Here is a 19,664-nt window from a genome sequence, read left to right as displayed (position 1 = left end):
ACTCATGGACAGAGTGAAGCTCGGGACGGTAGGCTCGGGGGTAATCGTCCATTCGGTGCTGGACAACGTCATCAAGACCGGCGACATCACGCTGGCGGCAGTGTACTCGCGCTCTCAGGAGAAGGCGGACGAACTGGCCAAGACTTACGGAGCAGGGAGGACGTTCACGGATCTTGCTGCGATGCTGGCCTGTGATGACATCAACACGGTGTACATCGCAACGCCGAACCTCCTACACTACCAGCAGGCAAAAGCGGCACTCTTGGCCGGGAAGAACGTAATCTGCGAGAAGCCGTTAGTTACGCGCAGGGTTCAAGCACTCGAGCTGAGGGACATTGCACGGTCGCGCGGACTGTTTCTGGTTCAGGCAGTGCCGACAATGTTCCTCCCGAACTTCGGGCTTCTGCGCGAAAAACTTGCTGTGATTGGTAGGGTGAGGCTGGTTATGTCGAACTATAGCCAGTACTCGAGCCGGTATGACGCGGTGCTGAGGGGCGAGAAGCCCGCAATCTTTGACCCGGAGTTCGCCGGAGGTGCGCTGATGGACATCAACTTCTACAACATCTTCCTGAACATCGCGCTGTTCGGAGCACCTGCCGAAGCCAAGTACTACCCGAACATCTATCCCGGGCTCGCCGACACATCAGGAGTGTTCGTGATGAAGTATGACGGCTTCGTCTCGACCAACAGCGGCGCGAAGGACACGTGGGGCATCAATCACTTCACGGTCGAGGGCGAGAAGGGCTTTATTTACGCCGACGAGTCCAACGGCCTCAAGAGCATTCGTGTTGTTACGCGCACGAATGATGAGACGCTGAACCTTCAGGACGTGCCCGACAGGTGGCATTACGAGGTGCAGGAGCTGGTGAGGCTGATGCTGAGTGAGGAGCGCAGTACGCTGGACGGGATGCTTGATGTGAGCGTGGAGACTGTCAGCGTTATCGAGAAGGCGCGGAGGGAAGCAGGTATAATATTCCCCAGCGATTAAGGAAAGAAGATTGTTTCACATCATGACAGACATCAACAGCTTCAAGGTTCAGGAAGCATACAGCGGCGACGCACTGAAGGGCTGGGCACGCATTCACCCCGACGACATGACCGCCCTCGAACTCACTGACGGAGACCTAGTGGGCATCACAGGCCGCCGCATAACCACAGCCCGCATCCGCACAGGCGACCGTGAAGTCGGGCGCGGAGTGATACAGATCGACGGGCTAATCCGCGAGAACGCCTCAGTCTCTCTCGACGACATGATAACCATTGAGCCGAAGATTACGCACCACTTTGCCGGAAGCGTGAGCCTTCAGCCCGTCGGAGGAGCAACACTCAGCACGAAGGAGAAGGACGAGAGCTACATACTCTCGCTGCTCGAAGGTCATGCTGTGGTGAGCGGCGACAGGGTAAGGCTGAACCTGTTCGGGACGCGCGTGTGTGATTTTATGGTTACGGCGACGACTCCCGAAGGCATCGTGATAATCAACCGCTCAACCTACCTTAACCTCCTCAAGCCCAGCGAGGCCAAGACTGCGCACAAAGTTACGTATGAGGACATCGGAGGACTTGGCCCGCAGATCCGCAAAGTACGCGAGATGATAGAGCTTCCGCTACGTTTCCCGCAGGTCTTCGAGCGGTTAGGCATTCAGCCCCCGCGCGGAGTGCTGCTCTACGGCCCTCCCGGAACAGGCAAGACAGTAATAGCCCGTGCAGTTGCGAGCGAGACGGACGCATGGTTCACGCACATTTCAGGCCCTGAGATTATCGGGAAGTTCTACGGCGAGAGTGAGGAGAGGTTACGCAACATCTTCGAGGAAGCTCAGGAACGTGCGCCGTCAATAATCTTCATCGACGAGATTGACGCAATAGCCCCGAAGCGTGAGGACATGGGCGGCGAAAAGCAGGTTGAACGCCGAGTTGTTGCACAGCTCCTTGCACTGATGGACGGCCTGAAGTCGCGCGGTCAGCTCATCGTAATCGGAGCTACGAACATTCCCAACGCTCTTGACCCTGCATTACGGAGGCCGGGAAGGTTCGACAGGGAGATACAGATACCCGTGCCCGACAAGAACGGACGGCTCGAGATTCTCAGGATACACACGCGCGGAATGCCTTTAGCGCAGGACGTTGACCTTCAGAGAGTTGCAGATCTGTCGCATGGGTTCGTAGGTGCTGACCTTGAAGCCCTCGCGAAAGAAGCCGCAATGTCGTGCGTCAGGGACATTCTCCCGTACGTGAACCTTCACGAGGGCGAAATCCCGTACGAACGCGTTGCGAGCCTTGAAGTTACCATGAGGCACTTCATGAACGCACTGCTCGAGACTGACCCGTCAGCGACACGAGAAGTCTCCGTAGAGATTCCCGATGTGTCGTGGCAGGACATCGGAGGCCTCGAGTACGTGAAGGACGAACTCATCCGCGCGGTAACTTGGCCGCTGAAGTACGCTGACACTTTCACGCGCTACGACATTCAGCCCGCAAGAAGCATCCTGCTTTACGGAGGGAGCGGAACGGGCAAAACCCTCCTCGCTAAGGCACTCGCTCACGAAGGCGGCGTGAACTTCATCAACGTCCAGAGCGCAAACGTACTCTCCCGCTATCTGGGCGACTCGGAACGCGCGCTGAAAGACATTTTCCGCGTGGCCAAGCAGGCGGCACCGTCAATAATCTTCTTCGACGGCATCGAGGCACTGTTCCCCGACAGGAGCAGTTCTTCCGGCTCAATGTTCGCTTCGACGGAGAGCAGGCTTGCGGCACAGTTCACTGCGGAAATGCGCGGCATCGAGGAGCTCAACGGCGTTACGGTGCTTGCGGCGACGAACAGGCCCGACCTCCTCGACAAAGCGTTATCGTTCGACCTGCGGCTTGAGCTTCCGCTTCCCGACGAGGAAACACGCGCCGAAATCTTCAGGATACTTCTGCGCAAGAAGCCTCTCGCTGAGAGCGTGAATCTCTCCGAGCTAGCGGCGGCTACTAAGGGCATGACGGGAGGAGACATCGCACAGATCTGCAGGAGAGCATCAATGCAGGCACTGAGGCGGGACACAGCGAACTTCATGCTTGTTATGGATGACTTCATGAGCGTGATGAAGAATGATTGAGTTTTCCGCACAGCAGGACTACGAACGCCTCGATACCTTCATAGCCGAAGCTCTGGACATCAGCCGCACGAAAGCCCAGAAGTACATCCGCGACCGTGTCGTGAAGAGCGTTCCTCCCGCAAAACTCAAGGCCTCAATGAGCGTAACAGCTGGGCAGAAGTTCACGGCATCTCCTCCCGAGTCCCCGAACATGAAGCTGTTGCGGGCGGAGGACATAGCGTTTGACGTGCTGTATGAGGACGAGCACCTTCTGGTCATCAACAAGCCTGCCGGTCTCGTGGTTCACCCTGCGCCTGGAAACTGGGAGCACACGCTGGTGAACGCACTGATCTTCCGTTACCCGGAGATGAGGAAGCTCGACAACAGATTACGGCCGGGAATTGTTCACCGCCTCGACTCGCCGACTTCGGGGCTGATGATTATTGCACGAACCGACAAAATGAGCTTCGAACTCTCTAAGATGTTCAGCGAACGCAAAGTCAGCAAGACGTACCTTGCCCTGACACACAACACGCCCAAGAAACATGAAGGTATACTCTCCGGCCCTCTTGACCGAGACCCGGACAACTTCATGAAGATGGTCGTGATTGAGGGCGGCAAGCCTGCGCTGACGGGCTACCGTGTGCTGTGGAGCATGAACGGTCATTCGCTGGTGGAGTGCCGGCTGTTCACTGGGAGGATGCATCAGATTCGGGTGCACATGTCGACGCTGGGCTGTCCATTAATCGGCGATACGATGTACGGAGCGCAGAACTACGGCGACGAGTTCACGGGGAGAATATACCTTCACTCGTGGAAGCTGGAATTTACGCACCCTGCGACGGGGGGGCTGATGAAGTTCCGGCAGATTGTCCCGCACGATTTCAGGGGGATGATTGCGCGCATAAAGCTGGGAGCATAAACCTCCCGGCTAGTGCTATAATCTGGAAAAATTTTCTTGAAGGGAGCTTGACGGTGCTGTAATGTTGCTGTATCCTCTTAATCACACACCCACACACACACACACTCCTCGCGCTAGTCTAAATCTACATTCACAATCCTTACTGCAAACCTTAATTATACCTCATACGGAGGGTGTCTGCCATGCTGTTTAACTCGTGGCAGTACGCGGTGTTCTTCCCGCTCGTCTTCGGGCTGTACTGGGGGCTTCCGTACAGGTTCAGGCTTCCCGTTCTCCTTGTCGCGAGCTACTGGTTCTACATGAGCTGGAACGTGAAGTACGTCGTCCTGATTCTCTTCACCACAGCAATATCTTACGCGGCGGCTCTGCTGATTGAACGTTATCCTTCATGCCGTACAAGGGAGCTGATTATCACCGCAACAATCTTTGCGTGTCTGGGCGTGCTGTTCGTGTTCAAGTACTTCAACTTCTTCGCTGGGGCTGTGAGTGAATTTCTCTCGCTCTTCGCAATTCACCTTCACCCGATGACGCTGCAGCTCCTGCTTCCCGTCGGAATATCATTCTACACGTTCCAGACGCTGGGCTACGTTATCGACGTGTACAGGGGAGACGTGAAGGCCGAGCGCAATTTCTGGGTGTACGCGACGTTCATATCATTCTTTCCGCAGTTAGTGGCCGGGCCCATCGAGAGAACGAACAATCTTCTTCCGCAGATTAAGGCGGTTCACGAGTTCAGGTACGAGCAGGCGGCCTACGGAATCAAACTGATGACGTGGGGCTTCTTCAAGAAACTGTGCGTTGCGGATGTCTTGGCGGTGTATGTCGACAAGGTGTTTGCGGACGTGTACAGCTACAAGGGATTTGCGCTGGTGCTGGCGGTGTTCTTCTTCACGGTGCAGATATACTGCGACTTCTCGGGGTATTCGGACATTGCGCGCGGGTGCTCGAAGATGCTTGGAATTGAGCTGATGGAGAACTTCAAGAGCCCGTACTTCTCGGCGAGCGTCAAGGAGTTCTGGAGCAGGTGGCACATCTCGCTGAGCACGTGGTTTCGGGATTACGTGTATATACCTCTCGGCGGGAACAGATGCGGGAAGCTCAGGCACAACGTGAACTTGATGGTTACGTTCTTGGTGTCGGGGCTGTGGCACGGGGCGGACTGGACGTTTGTTGTGTGGGGAGCAGTTCACGGGCTCGCGCAGGTCGCAGAGAACGCGCTGGGTGTACGGCGGGAGGTTCACGGGGTGATGCGCTGGCTGAGGGTTGCGGGGACGTTCGCGTTTGTGATGCTGGCGTGGGTGTTCTTTCGGGCAGGGAGTCTGAACGATGCGGTGTACGTTGCAGGAAACCTCTTCACCGGGCTGTCCGATGTCAAGGCATATTTTATCTACTACGGGTACAAGTGCTTCGAGATTCCGAACATGGATAAACTGTCTATGTTAGTGAATGTTATCATTCTGGCTCTTTGGGACTGGTATTCTCTGAAACTCGATCTGCTTGCTCGTGTAACCATGAAGAAATCTCCTGTTCTGCGTTACGCTTGCTACTTCGGACTGCTGACAATCCTGCTTCTTACTGAGGCTACAGCACCTGTCAGCTTTGTGTATTTTCAGTTCTAGACGTGAGGTGATCCACATGAAGAGATTTCTGCTCATTATCTCCGTGTTTGCTGTATATATCGCAGCAATACATACTATCTTCCCTATCTTGGTCGACCCGTTCAATATCTTTCATGCTGACAGCATCAGGGACAACGGAATCCAGCCCAACCAGAATTACATCAGAACCAAATATATACTGGGCAACAAAGACACCTATAACGGCTTTCTGTTCGGTTCGTCAAGAGTAGGAGCAATACATACTGACAAGATACCGGGCGCAAAAGTGTACAACATGGCATATCCTAACGGGCTTCCGTCTGAACATCTCGCAAATATCATGACGTTTCTTGAAAGCGGAATAAAACCTTCCGTAATCTACATAGGCGTTGACAGCATCTCCTATACCGAAGAAATGAGCGATCATATTTACGAGCAGCTGAGGTGTCCTTACGAGGTACTGAAGAATGACAGATTACTTTTCTGCCGCTTGTACCTGAATCCTGCAGTAACAATGAAATCTCTTGCTTACTCCTTTATCAGGAACGGCTTTTGGGTGAACAGCGAGAGTTTTTACAATTACGGCTGGACGATACCTTACGGGAAAAAGTCAAGTTTTGACTGGGAAAAGGGCAAACCGCTTCCCGTGCTCGGCAGAAAGTTCAATTACGGTCTCATTGATGATGCTGTTAATGACCTGCGGAAGATCAGCGATCTGTGTGATGAGCAGGGTATCAAGCTCTTCATGTTTACGAACCCGATGCATCACGTAACGTATTCAGCTTCTCTGGAAAAAGGTTACTGTACGTTTCTCGAGAAGCTCGCAGAAATTTCCGGCTTCTGGAACTTCAGCAGCCTCAACGATATAACCATGAACAACGCAAATTACCTAGAGACCAGCCACTATAGGGCAGAGGTCGGCGACATGATGCTTAACGTGATGTGCAGCGGCGAAGTCTACCCGGAACTTCATGCACAGGGTTTCGGCATGAAAGTTACGCGCGAGAACGTCAAGGACTTCATAGCCATGCTGAGGAAGCAGGCAAAGGATTTCAGGCACAATAATTCCCCCGAACCCTAAGGCACGGGGGGATTCTTTCTGCTCTTTCACTCCGAACGTTTCCGTCCCGACCAGCCCACTACTGCCCTCTGAATGCAGATGAACAGCAGCAGCAAAACTCCCGTCGCAATCTTTCCCCACCACGACAGAAGATGCCCGTTGAACGTAATCAGCGCGGGGATTATCGACTTCAGCAGAACACCGAACAGCGTGCCTATCATGCTCCCGACTCCGCCTGTGAGAAGCGTTCCTCCGATGACTGCGCACGTAATCACGTCGAGTTCTGCGCCCTGCAGTGAGAGATTCCAGCCGCTCTTTACGTATAGCGCATAGCTCACACCCGCAAGAACCGAGCACAGCCCGTTGAAGCCGTACACCAGAATCTTTGTCCTCGCAACAGGAAGCCCCATCAGCCGCGCGCTCTGTTCGTTGCCGCCTATCGCGTAGATGTTACGGCCGAAACGCGTCCTCTGCAGAATGAACGTCCCGACAACTATCATCACCAGGAACAGAATCACGTTGAAGTTCACGAAGGCTATCGGCTTGACCTTCACCCACTGGCCGTTCACCTGATGCATGAAGTATATCTTCCAGCCAGCAAGCGAATCTATCATCTTGTGCTGTATGTTGATGGACTCGCGGCTTATCAGCGAACACACTCCGCGCGCAAGGAACATTCCAGTTAGTGTCGTGATGAACGGCGGAACGTTCAAGTACTCGATTACCCAGCCCATCAGCAGGCCAAGACCCACGCCCACAACCAGCGCGAACACTATGCACAGTGCGGGGTGAACGTGCAGTATCGTCGTCCCGTAAGCGATGAACATTCCCGTTAGCGAGGCCACAGCTCCGACGGAGAGGTCTATTCCGCCAGTAATCAGAACCATCGTCATACCCACAGCCGAGATGCCGTAATATGCATTGTCTATGAACATGTTGACGAACGTCCGCAGGGTCAGAAATCCTCTGTCTCCGTACGCCCACGCTCCGGCCATGTATATAGCGAGGAAGATTCCGACGGTCGCATAAATCATTATGTACATAGGGTTAGAGAGTTTCCGCAAAATTCTGCTCATGACTTGGCCGCCCTCCTCTTCGCGAAGTATTTTCTTACCGGCTCGGACTGAAGCATAATCACTACAGCGATGATCAACGCCTTGAATGCCATCGTTGCCTCCGAGACAATCCCGAAATAGTAGACGAGGGTTACGATGGTGCGTATCAGAACAGAGCCTATCACTGTTCCCGCAAGGCTGAACTTCCCGCCAGTCATGCTCGTGCCTCCGATTACGACGGCAAGAATCGCGTCCATCTCGTAATTCAGTCCGGCATTGTTCGAGTCGTTGGACATTATACGGCTCGAGTAGATTAACCCCGAGATGCCCGAGAGCAGTCCCGTAACCGCAAACGCGATGAAGATTATCATTGCGGCGTTGATGCCAGAGAGGCGGGACGCGCTCCTGTTTATGCCGACAGCTTCAACGAACGTCCCGAATGCCGTCCTCCTCGTGAACCACGCCATGAACGCAACGACTATCACCGTGATGATGATTGGCACAGGAAGCCACAGGAACGCTCCCTGACCTATGACCTTGAACGGCGCGTAACCTGTCGTGAACTGCTTTCCGTCCGTCAGAATCTGCGCAACACCGCGCCCGCACACCATGAGGATTAACGTTGCTATGATGGGCTGCATTCCTCCTTTGGCGACAAGAAATCCGTTGAACAGTCCCATTAACGTACACACAACCAGCGGCAGAACCAGCACCCAGAAGAAATTACACACCGTGTAATCTCCGGGCGTGTTGTACTCCAAAACGTCCCAGCGCAGGAGCTTCAACGCCACTGCTCCCGCAACAGCAACCAGCGCGCCGACAGATAAATCAGTGCCGCCGAGTGCGATGATTAACGTCATTCCCATTGCGATAATCGTTATCTCGCTCGAACGGTTAAGGATGTCTATAATGTTCCCGTAGAGCATTCCTGTCGTGGGCTGGTAGCTTATGCTGAAGAAGTCGGGCCGTATAACCAGACACACCAGCAGCAGCAGCACTTCCGCCATGACTGCCCCTAAAATCTTTGAGTTCTTCACGTCGTTCACCCCCTATGCCGCACCGGCTATAATCTCTAAGATTTTCTGCTGTGTGCACGAGCTGCCTTCAAGTTCAGCAACCTTCTTCCTGTCGCGCATAACTACGACAGTCCCCGAACACCTGATTATCTCGTCAAGCTCAGAGGATATGAAGATTACTGCAGAGCCGTCCCCGCACATCTTCAGCATTAGCTTCTGAATTTCGGCCTTAGCTCCGATGTCGATGCCTCTCGTTGGCTCGTCGAGAATCAGAATAGCGGGCTGTGTCGCCATCCACCGCGCAAGTATAACCTTCTGCTGATTGCCGCCCGAAAGCTCGCCTATCTTCTTTTCAGCGTCCGGCGTTGCTATTCCGAGAAGGGAGATATATTTATCAGCAAGCTCGTTCTGTTCCGCAGCAGTTAGGGGCTTCATGAACCCTCTGCGCGCCTGCAGTGCAAGCGTAATGTTCTCGCGTATGGATAAGTCGCTGATTATGCCGTCGCGCTTCCTGTCCTCAGGGCAGAAGGCCATTCGGTTATTGAGCGCGTCGCTCGGGGAGGTTATCTTCACGTCATGCCCCTCGAGCTTCATCGTGCCCTTCGACGCAGGGACAGCACCGAACAGCATCTCGGCGGTCTCCGTGCGTCCGCTCCCGAGAAGTCCCGCGAAGCCGACAAGCTCGCCCTTCCGTATCGTCAGCGAGAAGTCCTCAACCTTACCGGCAACACCGAGATGTTCTGCCTCTAACGCGGCATCGGCACTATGGCTCTCCGCTCTCTCCATGTCGAACATTCCGGAAAAGTCCTTGCCGATCATCATCGTAACCAGCGACACGCGGTCAAGCTCCTCAGTCGTGTACGTTCCGACAAGATGACCGTTGCGGAGGATTGTCATTCTGTCGGAGACCTCGTAGACTTGGTCGAGGAAGTGCGTGATGAAGATTATACCCATTCCCTCAGCCTTGAGCTCGCGCATCACTCGGAAAAGCAGCTGCACTTCCCCTGTGTCGAGGGAGCTCGTAGGTTCGTCGAGAATCAGAATCTTGGCCTGAACGTCCACTGCACGCGCAATCGAGACCATCTGCTGAATCGCCGTCGAGTAGTACGACAGCGGACGTGTTACGTCAATGTTCAGCCCGAAGCCGGAAAGCAGTTCCTCTGCCCTGCGGTTAATCTCCTTCCAGTTTATGCAGTGATGCTTCATCGGCTGCCGGCCCACAAAGATATTTTCCGCGACGCTGAGGTTCGGGCACAGGTTGACCTCCTGAAAGACTGTCGAGATCCCCAGCGTGATTGCGTGTCCGGGATCCTGCGGGCGGATTTCTTTTCCGTCAAGGAGTATCTGTCCCGCGTCCATCCTGTTCACGCCGGTGAGGCACTTTATGAGCGTGGATTTCCCTGCGCCGTTCTCGCCGAGCAGTGAGTGAACTTCTCCGGCTCTCAGCGAGAAATCTACTTTGTCGAGTGCCTTCACGCCGGGAAACTCTATCTCTATCTGCTTCATCTCAAGAATATTGTTCACGTTATCACCCTCCTTTGCACAAAAAAGAGCGGAGGTTGTAGCCCCCGCCCCCTGTCTCACCTAGCTTCTAGTACACTCTCGATGCGATTACGTCAGCGGCCTTCTGTGATGTTACTGTGCCTAAGTTGATGCCGCCCTCAGTGTCGAACACGCCTTCTGCAGGGTGAACTATCTCTTTGCCCATCTTCTCGCCCGCTATGAGCTTCTCGAGTGCCTCAACAACGAACTTCCCGTAAAGCGGAGTGCATTCTACGGTGCAGTTCATGTCGCCCGCAAGTATCGCGTCAAATGCTGCCTTAACGCTGTCGCACCCGACAATGATGATGTCCTTGCCCGGAACTTTTCCGGCGGCCTTGATTGCGTCGATTGCTCCGAGTGCCATATCATCATTCTGTGCGATGAGTACATCAATCTTCTCGAGCGACTTTAACCAGCTCTCCATGACTGCCTGGCCTTCTGCGCGCGTGAAGTTCCCGGACTGCTGGGCAATCAGCTTCAGGTTGGGGTACGCCTTCAAGCCAGCGAGGTTGCCCTCAGTGCGGCCGGTCTGTGCACTTGCGCCGGTCGTACCCTCCATGATGACGACGTTGACTGTCTCGTCAGCGCGCCCTTTGGCCTTCAGGTACTCGCCTACCCACGCAACCTGCCTTCTGCCTTCCTCGACGAAATCTCCGCCGAACGCTGCTTCGTACTCGATCTTGTCTGCGCAGTCAGGCATACGGTCAATCAGCAGTAACGGAATCTCTGCTTCGTTGACTTCCTTGAGGACTTCGTCCCAGCCCGTCGAGACAACGCCCGTGAAGAGAATGTAGTCCACACCCTGCGTGATGAAGTTGCGGAGTGCCTTGATCTGGTTCTCCTGCTTCTGCTGTGCGTCGTCGTAAACGAGCTTCCAGCCCTCATGACCCGTTATGGCTTTGGTGAGGTCGTCGGTGTTGGCGGTGCGCCAGTCGGACTCTTGGCCTATCTGCGAGAAGGCTATAGTTACGTCGGCGAAAGCTGAGGATGCCGAGAAGAGAACTGCAAGCGCAAGAAGAACTGCGAACAACTTTGTACGCATAATACTACCTCCTGATTAGCTGTAAGATTGGATGCGATTATTCTAGTGCATTCTCCCTTTCCCGTAATGTGTATAATTAGCGGGCAAAAAAAAAAAATTCATCACACTTTCAGAAGGAGATTCACACATGAAGTTAGAGCTGGAACGTTCAGCCTTCCTCAAAGCATGGCAGGTTGCAGAGAAATATGCCGCTTCGAAGACGACTCTTGATGCCCTCAACGGCATACGAATCACAGCCGACAACGGCACAGTTACGCTCGAGGCAACAGACCTGAAGTCATCGGTGAAGTGCCGCGCTAAGGGAGCAGTAATCATAGAGCCAGGCGTTGCTGTCCTGAATGCCTCTATCGTAGGCAACATGATAAGGAAGTGCACAGCAAAAACTATCGTTATCGACGTGCCCTCAGAGCGCGGGTCGCTGACTTCTGACGGAAGCAAGTACCGTTTCACGGTGATACCTGCAGATACATTCCCGAACATTCCGGCGAGTTCCGGTGCTGAGGGGATATGCTCGATAATGGCTGCTGACTTGGGCAAGCTCCTCAACGAAGGAAGCTGCGCTGCTTCTGCGCCTTCAGATTTCCCGAAGTACATGGGGACATGCCTTCTCAGGACACAGGAGGGCAGCATCTACGCGGTCTCTACGGACGGCAAGAGGTTAGCGCGCTCTAAGATGCTCTGCAACAACATATACAGGGAAGATGACCTGCTTCTTCCTGCGGCGGCACTGCGTGAACTCGCTAAGGTCTTCACCGGCCAAGAGAACGTGAAGGTACTCGCTGACGGCTCGACGGTGTGGTTTGCCCTCGAGGGAGCGGCAGACTACTCGGAAGACGGCGGCACTGATGCTGAGGCAAAACCATCAGCTGTACTTGACGGTGCAGAGTTCTCTGTCAGGAGGGTGGAAGCGTCGTTCCCGAAGTACGAACGCATACTGAGCAAAGACTACAAAACGAAGATGCGCATCTCCAAGACCGCGCTGTTGTCAGCCCTCGACAGGATCGCAATCATCGCCAAGAACAGCCCTGCCCAGATCATGGCGATGAACATCGCTCCTCAGGAAGAAGGCAACCCTGAAGGCAACATCTGGCCGAAGGGCAAGCTCAGGATAACTGCCCGCGCGATCGAACTCGGAACAGCGAGCGATATTCTTGAAGCTGAGATTCAGGGAGACGGAATGCAGATAGGCTTCAACGTCAGCTTCTTTCAGGACGGCTTGAAGGCTGTGGGCTCGGATGATGTGATTATAGAGTTCAGCGGCGAGGAGGAGCAGACAAGGTTCTTCCGGGACGAGGGCGACGACTTCCTGTATATGCTCATGCCGATAAGGCTGACACCGCAGGACATCGTGAGCGACGACGACAACGCAGATGACTTCACGCCTCCTGCACGGGACGAACTTCCTGCAGACGACGGAGAAGCCTTCGCTGGCGGAGAAGGACAGGACGCACCGTTCTAGCTTTGAGGATCGACACTACAGTACTGCGAGGCTACAGGAACTTTTCGGGCCCGGAACTTCGGATAAACTGGAGTCCGGGCATTAATCTTATTCTCGGGCCGAACGGAAGCGGCAAGACAAACCTCCTCGAAGCAATGAGCGTACTTTCAGGCTGGGGAGCTTTCAGCAGGACGGCTAGTGTCCCATCGTGGTACGGAGAGGGCAGGCCTGCTTTTGCGGGCGCGCGCGTGGGAGGCGAGGACAGCCGCATCATCACGGCGAACATCTCATCAAGAATTTCGCTCCGTTGCGACGACAAAGCCATAACCTCGACGGAACTGCGCCTAGTGATTCCGTCCGTGCTGTTCCTGACGGGCAATCTCAGCCTCATTGACGGTTCTCCGTCTTCACGGCGAATGTTCATCGACAGGTTGTGCGCGCTGTTCTTTCCGCCGTACGCAAAGAGGCTCGCTGACTTCCGCTACATCATGCGCAGCAGGACAGCTCTTCTCCGGCAGAACAAATCCCCCGAGCACACAGATATTCCCTTCTGCGAACTCGGAGGCTGGATAATGGAGAGACGGCGTGAAGTTGCCGCACAATTAATGAGCCTGATACCGCCGGGAAGATTCGTGATGTCTCTTGTGCCGGAAGTTGCGGGGGCGGGTGATGAGTACCTGCGTTACGCCCTGCACAAGAACCGTTCTCGTGAACTGCGTGCTTTGAGGCCGCAGGACGGGCCAAGCTATGACGACCTCGCAATAACCTTGTGTGCTGACGGCCGCCCTGTATCCGAAGCATTGAGCCGCGGGCAGAAGAGAAGGCTCGTGATGTTCCTGCTGATTACGGCGGGGAAACTTATTGCGCAGAGAATGCGGAAAGCTCCCGTTATGCTGCTGGACGACATTACGGCGGAACTTGACGCTGAGGGCAGAGATTTTGTTCACGCCGAGCTTGCGAAAACGGGCTGGCAAGTCTTCATCACTGCTCCCGAAAATCCTTTCAGCGGGCATAGCCTGTCATGCTATTATACGGGGAAGGTGGAGTGAAAATGTATCATGATTCTTATGACGTTATCGTAATCGGAGGAGGCCACGCGGGATGCGAGGCTGCTCTGGCTTCCGCGCGAATCGGCTGCCGTACCCTGATGCTGTGCCTCAACGTTGATGCTGTAGCTCTGATGCCCTGCAACCCCTCAATAGGCGGCCCGGCGAAGGGTCATCTTGTCCGTGAAGTCAGCGCGCTCGGAGGAGAGCAGGCACGTGCGGCGGATGCTTCCACGTTGATGGTTCGCTGGCTGAATACCTCGAAGGGTGCGGCGGTGAGGGCATTGCGGGCACAGTGCGACCCGATGGCTTACAGCCTCTACTACAGAAAACTTCTCACGACACAGCCGAACCTAGACGTGAATCAGGACGAAGCGACAGAACTTCTCACTGGGCACGGCCACGTCTCAGGAGTCATGACGCGGCACGGAGCACGTTACGACGCGAGGGCTGTTGTCTTGGCCGGAGGAGTATATCTCGGCGGGCGGGTGTTTGTCGGTGATAAGTCGTTCCCTTCCGGGCCGATGGGGCAGACGAACTCCGAATCCTTCCCGAAGTCCATCGAAGCTCTCGGAATCCGAACCGGCCTTATGCGCACAGACACAACTCCGCGCCTGAATATCAACACGATAGACTTCATGGGAATGACTCCGCAACTCTCGGAGGATGAGCCTCTGTGTTTCGACCTGTGGGGCGAGCCGAAACGTTACGGCAAGGATTACGCATGCTGGTTCTCGCGCACGACTGAGGAGACATACGCGATACTTTCACGGAACATTTCGCGCTCTCCGCTGGTTACGGGGGATGTTCAGGCACACGGCCCGCGTTACTGCCCCTCAATAGAGGATAAGTTTTTGCGCTTCCCTGACCACATTACGCACCCGATAGTGTTTGAGCCTGTCTCGATGAGGACGAATGAAGTTTACGTGCAGAATTTCTCCACGAGTCTGCCTTATGACGTTCAGGCGGAAATGGTGCACTCTCTGCCCGGCTGTGCGAACGCGAAAATCATCAAGCCCGGCTACGGAATAGAGTACACGTACCTTCTGCCCGACCAGCTGAAGCGTACGCTAGAGAACAAGGACATTCCCGGCTTCTTCTGCGCGGGGCAGGTGAACGGCACGTCGGGTTACGAGGAAGCGGCGGCGCAGGGGCTGCTTGCGGGAATCAACGCGGCTTTGTCTGTGAAGGGAGAAGAACCGTTAGTGCTTGGCCGGGATGAAGGGTATCTCGGCGTTTTGGCCGACGACCTTACGACGAAGAGCACGGACGAGCCCTACAGGATGCTGACGGGAAGATGCGAGCACAGGCTGTTATTGCGGTGGGACAACGCGGCACACAGGCTTGCAGGTTACGGCAGGAAGGCCGGGCTGATTGACGACGGACACTGGCGGATGCTCGTGGAACGTTTTGCACGCGAAGAGAGAGAGACAGCACGCCTGAAAGCTGAGAAGATCCGGCCAAGTGCAGAGACATCGAGGCTGTGCGGGGAGTACGGCGCGGAAGACGTTGCGGAGACGATGACGCTCGCGGAGTTCCTGAAGCATCGGGGAGTGAGTTACGCACTCGTGTCGGAGTTGTCGCCTTCGCCGGAAGAGCTTTCCTTAGAAGAGACCGCGCACGTTGAGACGGAATTACGTTACACGGGCTACCTTGAACGCGAGGCAAGAGTAGCGGAGAGGATGAAGGGTTTTGACGCGGCAAGGATACCTGAGGGGTTCGACTATGACGCGGTGAAGGGTTTAAGGGCAGAGAGCCTGCAGAAGCTGAAGCATTACCGGCCGGAAAGTCTGGGGCAGGCACTGCGGATTTCGGGAGTAACGCCGGTTGACGTGCAGTTAATCTCTGTGCTTCTTGCGCGGGACGAACGGAGGGGGAAGCAGTGAGCGAGGTATTGCGTGTATCGTTGGACGCGGCGAAGATGTTTCCTGAGGCGGCACGGAGGGTTAAGGTTCTGGAACAGCTCCAGCGTTCGTGGGCTACTGTCGTCGGACCGCGTCTTGCGAGGCACTCATACCCCTACAATCTAGGCGTGGATGAATTGTGCGTGGCAGTCAGGAACGCCACAGCGGAATCGATGCTGCGGAACTCTGCTGGAACTGTTGCGCGCAAAATCGCTGAGCGTTTCGGGTATGTTTTCGCTGAGCCGTTCAAGCTGACTATTGGGGAAAAAATCCCTGTTCCCAAGAAGCAGCCCGTGAAGAAGGCTGTTGTGCCGGAGGTTGCGGTTGACGAGGAGAAAGTCAGGCAGTACATGCAGGGAGCACCTGACACGCTGCCTGAGGACATAAATTACGCTCTCTCGCACCTGCGGGCGTATTTGGAGGCGCGGTTCGGCTAGGGCTTGGAGTGTTCGGCGAGGACTTTTGCGCGTATAGAGGTGTCGAACGGCCACAGAGCACCCAGCTTGTAGTTCCATTCATAAGGTGTGAACTTCCCGAAACCGTCTGCGTTGGTGAATGTCATTTCTCCAAAATATATCTTTCCGTCAACAAGGTACAAGTCTGCTCTGACGTGTCCAAAACCTTCACATAGCTTCGAAACGATATTCTTCATGTCTGTGAACTGTTCAGGAGGTGCTATGTCGTCCGGCCGTAGAGGATAGTTGAATGCGAAGGGCTGCCTCTGCCAGTTCATGTTATAAATTATACGTTGATGCTTTGTGTATCGGTCGAAATCTACCCAGCAGAAACACGGCCTGCCGTCAAAGCACAAGAACTTGTAATCATTAATGGCATCCCCCATGTACTGCTCAACCATAATCTTCGGCGGAATGTCCCTGTAGTGCATCTCCCAGCCCATCCACGCAAAATTACGCCTCATGAATGCCGCGTACTTCTTCCGCAGAAGCTCTCGGTTCATCCTGCTCTTGTCCTTCACCAGCGTAACGCTCCCAGAGTCATGGCTGCACTTGATGACGAACTGCTCCGGCAATGCGTCAAAGTCTATCTCGTCGAAGGAGTCATACACACCCAGCAGCGGAATCAGGTACTCGCCCCCTATCCGTTCTGCAACCCACTCGCGAACCGCTACTTTGTCCGCAAGGCGTGTCTTCAGCGGCGTTGCGTGATAGACCTTCGAGACGTGAATCTTCTCGTTGTACGTCTGCGGGTCCTCCCAGTTCAGAGGCCTCCCGAACATCCTCATGTACTGCCGACCTATTGCCGCCTCAATCTCCGCGTAAGTCATCCGCGAATGCCTATCATTGTCCGCGATGAACTTCCTGCGCATCCTGTCATACCACAATCCCATCAAGAACGGGTGCTCCTCCGTGAACAGCCTCGACTTGACGAATTTCTTCAGGCCTCCTAGCATGACGCAATACCTCCGCAGACAGGCAGACACAAAAAATGCCCCGCAGGATTTTTCCCGCAGGACATGTTATAATCTCTGTATCTGTCTGAGTTTACGCGCAGACTATCGGCGTGATGCGTTATGCGTGATGTTTGATTATAGCAATCTCATGCATTCCTGTCTACACCTTTCCTCAAAATTTTACGAGATTATACCACAGCGAACTTACTCCTCAATGACGTACTTGATGTCCTTCAAGTGCCGCCACATTCCCGCACAGTCAAGGCCGTAACCCACCACGAACTTATCAGGTATCCTGAAGCCGCAGTAGTCTACTTTGACTTCCGTCTTGCGCCGCTCGTACTTGTCCAGAAGAACACACACCTTCAGGCTCGCGGGATTCCTGTTCTGCAGAAGCCCGAGAAGGTGCGACAGCGTCAGCCCTGAGTCTACGATGTCTTCAACCACAATAACATTCTTCCCCTCAATGCTGCTCTTGAGGTCGTGGAAGATTCTCACAACTCCGCTTGACTGCGTTCCGTCGCCGTATGACGCAACAGACATGAAGTCCACCCGCACGTCCAAGTCCTCCGGAAGCTCCCTCACAAGATCCGTCAGGAAAAATGCCGCCCCAGTGAGAATGCCGACAATAACGACTCCCTTGTCCTTGTCCGTTCCTGCGGCTATCTCGTCAGCAAGTTCTTTCACTCTGCGGGCAATGGTTTCCCGCGACAATATTACTTCCCCTAACCTGTATGACACTGCAGATCTCCTCCTGTTCACGTAATGAAGTTATAGTATACCCTACAGGCTGATAACTTTTTCGCACGACATAAGCACATCAATTATCTCCGGCATTTCTGCAAGCCCCCCTGCGCCCAACGCCTCAGTTATTCCCGCCCTGTCAGCGCAAGCCTCAGAGACCATCACTCTGACTCCCTCAGCCTCAAGCCTCTTGATGTCCCCGCAGGCTCCCGAGTTGTACGCCGCCAAAGTTACCGCACTGTTCATGAGGGCGAGGACGACGGGTCTGCTCTTGGCCTTCAGCAGCGAGGCAATGAACTTCTGCGCGAAAGCTGGCATGTACTTTCCCGCCTCGTACGAGAGGACGACTCCCGTAGTGCCCTGCACAATCGCGGCAGGAACAGGAGCAGGCGTGAGAGCTGGTTCGGGCTTGGCGGGAGGTTCTCGTCTTGTTGCGGCAAGGTATAGGAGGCCGTCGTCATCTTCGGGCACAAAATCATTGAACCCTTCGGCCTTCAGGAGCTGGGTTATCTCTTCGGCCTGAGCCGGGCTCTCGATGAGTATCCTCAGTTCCTGTTCGTCCCGGGCATCCGCAATGAGTTTCTCGACATCACTTATTGATTTACCGGCCGCGCTTAAGGTAAGCATAATTATTCATCACCTGAGTTTTTGGGGTATATTATACGGCACAAAGGAGACGTGAAGAATTTATGCTGGTATTCTGCAGGAACAAGATACTCGTGAAACATGAGACATACGACTTTGACGAAGGATACATAGCTTCACACGGCGGGCTTGAGGTCATCAGGAGGTCATCGGACTTCCCTGCGAACTGGCAGGCGTTGTCTTCGTGGGCTGATGTCGAATCACACTCACTGCGCGAAGGTGAAGAGTTTGTAGGCTTGCGTGAACTGTGGCACATCGCTGGGAGCAAAGTTTTCGCGCTGGCAGGAGGAGCGTGGATATTCGCAAACTGGTTCAGGAACTTCCGGCTGTGCCCGTCATGCGGAGGAAGCCTCAGCCCGAACGCCCACGACTACGGCAGGAAGTGCGACGCTTGCGGGAAAGTGTATTACGCTCCGCAGTCTCCGGCGGTTATCGTTGCTGTGGAACGTGAAGGCAGTCTGCTTTTGGCGCACAATGCTGCGTTCCCGGAGGGCAGGTACAGTATAATAGCGGGGTTCGTTGAGCCGGGCGAGTCGCTCGAGGACGCAGTGAAGCGTGAAGTCATGGAGGAAGTAGGGATTGAGGTTGAGGGAATAACGTACTTCGGCTCGCAGGTGTGGCCCTTCCCGAACAGCCTGATGCTGGGCTTCACAGCGCGTTACTCTGCGGGAGAAGTTCACCCCGACGGGACGGAGATTATTCGTGCGGGCTGGTTTGTGCCTGAGGACATCAGGAACATGAACATTCCCGACGGAGCGAGCATAGCCCGGAGGCTCATCGATAACTTCACCAGCACACATTCATAGCAAGGAGGACAAATCTTCATGAAGGACGTTCTTGTGTCAGTGATAATTCCTGTGTACAACGTCGAACGTTACATCACCAGATGCCTGCAGTCAATCATTGACCAAACACATAAGACCATCGAGGTTGTTCCTGTCGACGACGGTTCGCCGGACAAGTGCGGGGCGATAATCGACGAGTTTGCGGCTAAGGACTCGCGGGTGATTCCTGTGCACAAAACCAACGGAGGAGTCTCGTCCGCACGTAACGCAGGGCTTGATGCTGCAAGAGGAGAGTATATTATGTTCGTTGACGGAGACGATTACGTTGAAGCAGATTACGTCGACTACTTCCTAAGTATTATTACGCACGGGGGGGGGGGGG

At 54.6% G+C, this 19,664-nt stretch carries 18 protein-coding genes; 11 read left to right on the top strand and 7 right to left on the bottom strand.

Translation table 11 applies throughout. The features are described 5' to 3' along the window. The first annotated feature begins 4 nt into the window (after positions 1 to 4). From IJT02_04565 to IJT02_04545, 5 genes are all read left to right on the top strand, one after another. Complete coding sequence (locus tag IJT02_04565) at positions 5 to 988, top strand: Gfo/Idh/MocA family oxidoreductase (GenBank protein MBQ7544199.1); 984 nt, start codon at positions 5 to 7, stop codon at positions 986 to 988. Between the two features lie 22 nt (positions 989 to 1,010). After that, a complete protein-coding gene (locus tag IJT02_04560; GenBank protein MBQ7544198.1) occupies positions 1,011 to 3,095 on the top strand; it encodes an AAA family ATPase in 2,085 nt (694 codons plus the stop codon). Beyond that, positions 3,088 to 3,996 carry an RluA family pseudouridine synthase gene (locus tag IJT02_04555; GenBank protein ID MBQ7544197.1) on the top strand — a complete coding sequence of 303 codons (909 nt, stop codon included), beginning with the start codon at positions 3,088 to 3,090 and terminating at the stop codon, positions 3,994 to 3,996. The genes IJT02_04560 and IJT02_04555 overlap by 8 nt, the downstream gene beginning before the upstream one ends. A 182-nt stretch (positions 3,997 to 4,178) precedes the next feature. Beyond that, entirely contained in the window at positions 4,179 to 5,615 is a 1,437-nt protein-coding gene (locus IJT02_04550) for an MBOAT family protein (protein MBQ7544196.1), read from the top strand. Positions 5,616 to 5,631: 16 nt separating this feature from the next. After that, positions 5,632 to 6,675 (top strand): hypothetical protein, encoded by a 1,044-nt coding sequence (locus IJT02_04545; protein ID MBQ7544195.1) that lies wholly within the window; start codon positions 5,632 to 5,634, stop codon positions 6,673 to 6,675. 26 nt (positions 6,676 to 6,701) lie between these two features. Here IJT02_04545 and IJT02_04540 read toward each other — a convergent pair whose 3' ends face one another. From IJT02_04540 to IJT02_04525, 4 genes are all read right to left on the bottom strand, one after another. Next, positions 6,702 to 7,730, bottom strand: a complete 1,029-nt coding sequence (locus IJT02_04540; protein ID MBQ7544194.1) for a hypothetical protein — start codon at positions 7,728 to 7,730, stop codon at positions 6,702 to 6,704. Then, positions 7,727 to 8,746 (bottom strand): ABC transporter permease, encoded by a 1,020-nt coding sequence (locus tag IJT02_04535; GenBank protein ID MBQ7544193.1) that lies wholly within the window; start codon positions 8,744 to 8,746, stop codon positions 7,727 to 7,729. Before IJT02_04535 ends, IJT02_04540 begins: the two co-directional genes overlap by 4 nt. A gap of 12 nt (positions 8,747 to 8,758) precedes the next feature. Further along, the gene (locus tag IJT02_04530) at positions 8,759 to 10,249 is read right to left on the bottom strand and encodes a sugar ABC transporter ATP-binding protein (GenBank protein ID MBQ7544192.1); all 1,491 of its coding nucleotides are present in this window, start codon (positions 10,247 to 10,249) and stop codon (positions 8,759 to 8,761) included. A 67-nt stretch (positions 10,250 to 10,316) separates the two neighbouring features. Next, positions 10,317 to 11,309 carry an ABC transporter substrate-binding protein gene (locus IJT02_04525; protein MBQ7544191.1) on the bottom strand — a complete coding sequence of 331 codons (993 nt, stop codon included), beginning with the start codon at positions 11,307 to 11,309 and terminating at the stop codon, positions 10,317 to 10,319. A gap of 127 nt (positions 11,310 to 11,436) precedes the next feature. Here IJT02_04525 and dnaN point away from each other — a divergent pair, with 127 nt between their 5' ends. The 4 genes from dnaN to IJT02_04505 are packed head-to-tail and all read left to right on the top strand — an operon-like array spanning position 11,437 to position 16,134. After that, positions 11,437 to 12,768 carry a DNA polymerase III subunit beta gene (gene dnaN / locus IJT02_04520; GenBank protein MBQ7544190.1) on the top strand — a complete coding sequence of 444 codons (1,332 nt, stop codon included), beginning with the start codon at positions 11,437 to 11,439 and terminating at the stop codon, positions 12,766 to 12,768. A gap of 2 nt (positions 12,769 to 12,770) precedes the next feature. Continuing rightward, complete coding sequence (locus tag IJT02_04515) at positions 12,771 to 13,796, top strand: AAA family ATPase (GenBank protein ID MBQ7544189.1); 1,026 nt, start codon at positions 12,771 to 12,773, stop codon at positions 13,794 to 13,796. A 2-nt stretch (positions 13,797 to 13,798) separates the two neighbouring features. Continuing rightward, on the top strand, positions 13,799 to 15,679 hold the full coding sequence (mnmG, locus tag IJT02_04510) for a tRNA uridine-5-carboxymethylaminomethyl(34) synthesis enzyme MnmG (protein ID MBQ7544188.1): 1,881 nt from the start codon (positions 13,799 to 13,801) through the stop codon (positions 15,677 to 15,679). Beyond that, positions 15,676 to 16,134: a DUF721 domain-containing protein gene (locus tag IJT02_04505; GenBank protein ID MBQ7544187.1), complete on the top strand. Its 459-nt coding sequence runs from the start codon at positions 15,676 to 15,678 to the stop codon at positions 16,132 to 16,134. The genes mnmG and IJT02_04505 overlap by 4 nt, the downstream gene beginning before the upstream one ends. Here the strand turns inward: IJT02_04505 and IJT02_04500 are convergent. From IJT02_04500 to IJT02_04490, 3 genes are all read right to left on the bottom strand, one after another. After that, the gene (locus IJT02_04500; GenBank protein MBQ7544186.1) at positions 16,131 to 17,108 is read right to left on the bottom strand and encodes a hypothetical protein; all 978 of its coding nucleotides are present in this window, start codon (positions 17,106 to 17,108) and stop codon (positions 16,131 to 16,133) included. The genes IJT02_04505 and IJT02_04500 overlap by 4 nt on opposite strands. Before the next feature lie 204 nt (positions 17,109 to 17,312). Then, the gene (gene hpt / locus IJT02_04495) at positions 17,313 to 17,849 is read right to left on the bottom strand and encodes a hypoxanthine phosphoribosyltransferase (protein MBQ7544185.1); all 537 of its coding nucleotides are present in this window, start codon (positions 17,847 to 17,849) and stop codon (positions 17,313 to 17,315) included. 42 nt (positions 17,850 to 17,891) lie between these two features. Further along, positions 17,892 to 18,479 carry a hypothetical protein gene (locus IJT02_04490; protein MBQ7544184.1) on the bottom strand — a complete coding sequence of 196 codons (588 nt, stop codon included), beginning with the start codon at positions 18,477 to 18,479 and terminating at the stop codon, positions 17,892 to 17,894. A 62-nt stretch (positions 18,480 to 18,541) separates the two neighbouring features. Between IJT02_04490 and nudC the strand changes: the two genes are divergently transcribed. Continuing rightward, a complete protein-coding gene (nudC, locus tag IJT02_04485; protein ID MBQ7544183.1) occupies positions 18,542 to 19,303 on the top strand; it encodes an NAD(+) diphosphatase in 762 nt (253 codons plus the stop codon). An 18-nt stretch (positions 19,304 to 19,321) separates the two neighbouring features. After that, positions 19,322 to 19,664: glycosyltransferase family 2 protein (locus IJT02_04480; protein ID MBQ7544182.1), on the top strand; the 343-nt coding region annotated here is incomplete at its 3' end.

The organism is Synergistaceae bacterium (assembly GCA_017450125.1).
Taxonomy (GTDB): Bacteria; Synergistota; Synergistia; order Synergistales; family Aminobacteriaceae; genus JAFUXM01.
The sequence above is the reverse complement of the archived record's forward strand: the minus strand, read 5'-3'. Positions and strand labels throughout refer to the sequence as shown.